This window comes from Halorubrum coriense DSM 10284 (assembly GCF_000337035.1).
Lineage (GTDB): Archaea > Halobacteriota > Halobacteria > Halobacteriales > Haloferacaceae > Halorubrum > Halorubrum coriense.
This window is the reverse complement of sequence record NZ_AOJL01000010.1, coordinates 1-4,698: the sequence shown is the minus strand read 5'-3', so window position 1 is coordinate 4,698 and position 4,698 is coordinate 1. Positions and strand designations below refer to the sequence as shown.

Below are 4,698 nucleotides of genomic sequence, written 5' to 3'. Positions count from 1 at the left end.
AATACATTTAGCCACGCCGAACCAAGTACCGCCGAAAATTGGTTACAAGCGTTCGCCTTCGCATGGAATCAGCTTATCTAAACACTACCGGTGAATCAAGGGATCATTAACGCAAAGAGGCAGTAGGTTAAAACTAGAAATAGTTGTATGAGCAGATCCACATATACCATTGATAACCTACGCCGTGTCGCAAGTATCAAAGGAATTTCTGGAGTTGTATCTCGCCTCGGCACGAGAATAAATCAAGAATATTATATAAGAACTGATGCTAATAAAGGTGTCCAGATTATTAATGAAGATTGGGATAATCTGATTATTTTAGACGGATGCCGGTATGACATATTTTCTGAACTTTGTGAATTAAACGGTGAACTAGAGTACCGAATATCTAAGGGTAGTGAGAGTAGTGAATTTATTGATCAGAATTTTATTGGAAAAGAACTAACGGACACAGTATATATAACTGCAAATCCATTTGCGACGACTATACCAGATAGAACATTCCACTATGTTGATAATATACTTGAGGAAGAGTGGGACAGTGAAATAAATACTGTACCACCATCTGCCGTTGTAGGTCATGCAGAATCTGCTGTGGAACAGTTTCCGAATAAGAGGTTGATAATTCACTTTATGCAACCCCACTACCCATTTATTGGAGAGTTTGGGAAGAATATGGAGAGTGGAGGAATAAACCCGAAAAAGAACAAAACCAGTGATCAAATACAGGTGTGGAAGCGACTTCAGTATGGGCTTGGTGTTTCAAGAGGCGATGTTGTACGCGCATACAAGGAAAATCTCAACCTCGTATTAAATGAAGTCTCGGGACTTCTTGATATTATTGAAGGCAAGTCAGTCATTACATCAGATCACGGGAATTTAATTGGCGATCGTCTATCGCCAGTGCCTGTTCGAGGATATGGACACCCAAGAAGTGTTTATGTCGAAGATTTGGTTAAAGTTCCATGGTTCACTATTGATGGGAATCGAAGGATGATCAAACCAGAGACTGCTATAAGCAGTGACGAATTAGAATTGGAAGGGATCAAGGAGCAATTGAATCACTTAGGTTACAAGTAATTGTCATTTATCTCGTAGTGGAAACGACCGGCTGTGTTGAATCGCTGTAAGGCGTGGATATTCACTGATTGACGATATAGACGACACCCACCAACGCGATCTCGCAGAACTCACGAAACCATGACCGAGCTTACATGGCGAAACCAGGCAAGCGCTTGACAGCCGAATTCAAATTTTCGGACATAGAGCGCTAATTGTAGCGATTATCGTCGATTCTGGCGTTGTGTGCGCGGTCGTACGGTGCGAGGATACGGTGCTTGATCAGCAGTCTGATTCCGAGACCACGGAGATCTTCACGAAGTGATTGCTTATTATAGCCCTTATCGGCCGCAAGAGACCGCAGATCGCCCGCGTTTTGGCGGGGGATCTGCTCAGCGAGGTCAGCGTCGCTTCCTTCCCGGTTAGTTGAGCGGTGTACGTCAATAACAGCTTAAGACGCTGTATCAACGAGTTTCGTGACTTTGAGTTTCTGAACGCGTAGCTGATTCGCTGGCAGTAGTGGCGGCTCACTGGTGAGCGGTGGTAAAACGTGGCATCGATCGCGGCGTGTTCTGAGAGATCGTACAGCTCCGCTGGCTGGCGTAGCAGCACTCGACACACGCTCATACTGATCCGGTCGAACGCCTTACACAGCGTGGACTGCGGGAGAGATATCAGCCGCGCTGAGGTCGATCTTCCCAGTTATTTGTGGCATCTCTTTGAGTAAATCGATCTTCATTCGGTGGGATGTGTCGAGGTAAATCCGGAGACAATAGAGAGAAACGAGTGCGTATTTGGTGAATCCGCCGCACCCGGCCGGGACGGGGTATTCACCCCCACCGCCAGTAACTCTTTGAGCAACCGGCACAACCTCCCCGATGAAGCGGGATATTTGAGTCATGATCAACTGAATTCTCCCGCTTCAGCTCCTTTGATTTAGAGATTCACCTCGTTACAGTATGGCGATTAAACACAGCTTTCTGTTCCGAAGGTACTACTCACAACTACGTCAATAATCACTCATCAAAAGCACCAATAAAACCAGCAGGTATATACTGGATTCTAAATAAATTCGCTTGTACACGAGGGACACTAAATACGGACACACCACAATGAATTCAAAAAAAATACAAAATGCTTGGGTTTTAGCCACGTTTGACACTTCAAATCCTTTGGGATCCACCGAACCATATTATATTGTACAAAAAATGTCAAAAAAGTGGGACACCCATGTATTTGCTCCAAATAGTGGTTCTATTGATTCAGCACATGAGCACCGACTGCCAGCCGCATCTCTCGGGGCAGTGGTTCTGTTAAATTTCATACTAATACCTCAATTCGTATGGTATTGTCTGCGTCGCCCCCCTGATCTTGTTTATTCCTATAAGGATATATTCACGCCGGTACTCATCGCGAAAGTCTTGACTGATGCTACAATAGTTTACGATCTGCGCTCCGATCCCTACGATCAATCCAAAGAATTTGAGAAAAAGAAAGCAGACAGAAAAATATACCATCTTATGCTGTACCTCGGGTACAGATTACATCGTTTTACGCTACCACGTATTGATGGCGTTATTACACTTAGTGAGGAACTTGCAGAACGCATCCAGTGTAACTACCGTGTACCACGTGACAGAATCGGACTTATCCCACTCGCTGCGGACCCTCAAAAATTTGTACCCGTAGATAATGATAATGAACGGCTTCGAATTGTTTATTTGGGTTCTCTAGTTGAATTTAGAGGACTTGATGATCTCGTAATAGCGCTCGCGTCGCTTGATCCGCAACAGAGATCACAGGTTCGTCTGGATATCTACGGTGACGCAAACGATCGGTTTATTAACGCACTGGAAGACTTATGTCCAGAAGGCCCACCGATTAAGTGGCATGGCTACGTTGAACATGAACTCCTAGCGGAATCAGCAGCTACGTGTGATATTGCAGTATCACCGCTTCCAGCGCTCGACTCATTTGAATTGAGTTCCCCCGCAAAAATCTATGAATACATCGCACTAGGGTTACCAATAGTCGCAACTGATATCACTCCGCATAGACGAATATTAAATAAAAAATGTGCTGTTTTTGTCCCTCCGAGTGAACCGCAAGCCATGACCGAAGCCTTCGCTCGCCTCATTGATGACGATGAATATCGTTCTCAACTTGGAATAGAAGCTCGTCAAATTGCGCTTGAAAATACGTGGGAAAACAGGTTCGAGAATCTTTGTGACCTTGTGGAAAACTGGCAGACAAACGCGAGTGAAGCAAACTCATAATGTGCTTAGTAACTCCGATGCTCAAATTTATATTCAAAAATGAATAAAACAACAACGGAGGGATTTTGGCTATTCATTACAGGACTTAGTATCCGACTGATTGCCGCGATTATAACGACTGTTACGACTGTTAATCCAGACTCAACGACAGATGCACTAGAGTTCGGTGATCGTGCGGAAACAATCGCTCAAGGTATTTTGGAAGGTAATCCGTATCTCTACACAACCGGCTCGATTGAGATTTCTCAATTTCTCTTTCCACTGGCATCACCTGATATCTATGATCTGTGGGGTTCCTTTCTTGCTCCGTTCTGGCTCCTTCCCGGGCCGAGTGGCTTCTATGCTCGGCTTGGGAACGCACTCTTTGGGGCACTTGCGATCTACAACGTCTACCTCATTGCCCGATACTATCACTCCCACCAGGCTGGTGTCATCGCTGTACTTCCGATGATCTTCTATCCGAGTTTCGTTGCCGTCCACAGCACACTGCTCCGGGAAGCGATTGTGCTGTTTGGAATCACCACTGCGGTTCGTCTCTTGGTATTCTCACGATATCGTCGCTCTAAATGGCCTTCCTACGCCCTAGCGGCCGGCCTACTACACCTGTCCCTATTGTTACGTGGTGACAACTTTGTCATCTATGCCGCAGCTATTAGCGCAGTTATCTTGGTGTATCTGTTTAAGTCTGGTCTCGTCACCATACTCACCGCCGGCTTTGGAGTGGCTCTCTCACCGGCCGCATTCGCGTTGGTCCTGCCGACCATTCGAGATGGGATTGAGTTTCTGGCGTATACTCGTACTATCCGTGCGCGTGGACGGGCCGTATACCTCCCAGAAATAGTTCCTCGAACAATTCTTGAACTAGTAGCGTTCAGTTGGGTCGGAGCAGCGTATTTTTTGTACGCACCGTTTCCTTGGATGATCGAGACGATACCCGATCTCCTTGTTGGGACAGAGGGACTCGTCAATATAGTATTCTCTATCGCTGCGGTATGGGGAGTTCGATCGCTTGATCAGAAGTATCAGTACGCAATTGTCGGCTTGCTTGTCGGCCTCGCCGTTGCTATCGTTCTCTATGGTGTTGGGACGGTAAATTACGGAACTGGAATGCGTCATCGACAAATGTTCATCTGGGTGATATTCTTATTTGGTGGGGTCGGAATCTGTGAGCATGTAAGATTCGTGTGGCCGCTTCGTTATGGAAAGACTGGAAGCAACAGTTCTGATACTAGATCAGTTCAATCCAAGTCTGACTAGTCGCTGGACTGCCTTTCTATAGTAGCCGTTAGAAATAATTACTCACTTTTGGAATCGAAAGCTGTTCAAGAGCGGTGTCGATCGCGGTTGTAAGCTCGTCGAGTGA

Annotated in this window: 3 protein-coding genes and 2 pseudogenes; 4 read left to right on the top strand and 1 reads right to left on the bottom strand. The window is 45.9% G+C overall.

Features of this window, described 5'->3' with window-relative positions; translation table 11 throughout:
* A pseudogene (locus tag C464_RS18280) lies at positions 1 to 81 on the top strand (IS6 family transposase); the annotation flags it as partial.
* Between the two features lie 66 nt (positions 82 to 147).
* A complete protein-coding gene (locus C464_RS17065) occupies positions 148 to 1,080 on the top strand; it encodes a hypothetical protein (RefSeq protein WP_204365982.1) in 933 nt (310 codons plus the stop codon).
* A 61-nt stretch (positions 1,081 to 1,141) separates the two neighbouring features.
* Here C464_RS17065 and C464_RS17060 read toward each other — a convergent pair.
* A pseudogene (locus C464_RS17060) lies at positions 1,142 to 1,960 on the bottom strand (IS5 family transposase).
* 271 nt (positions 1,961 to 2,231) lie between these two features.
* Between C464_RS17060 and C464_RS17055 the strand changes: the two are divergent.
* Together C464_RS17055 and C464_RS18275 are read left to right on the top strand one after the other, a co-directional pair.
* On the top strand, positions 2,232 to 3,335 hold the full coding sequence (locus C464_RS17055; RefSeq protein ID WP_161781654.1) for a glycosyltransferase: 1,104 nt from the start codon (positions 2,232 to 2,234) through the stop codon (positions 3,333 to 3,335).
* 39 nt (positions 3,336 to 3,374) lie between these two features.
* Positions 3,375 to 4,592, top strand: a complete 1,218-nt coding sequence (locus tag C464_RS18275; RefSeq protein WP_152420856.1) for a glycosyltransferase family 39 protein — start codon at positions 3,375 to 3,377, stop codon at positions 4,590 to 4,592.
* Positions 4,593 to 4,698 lie beyond the last annotated feature (106 nt).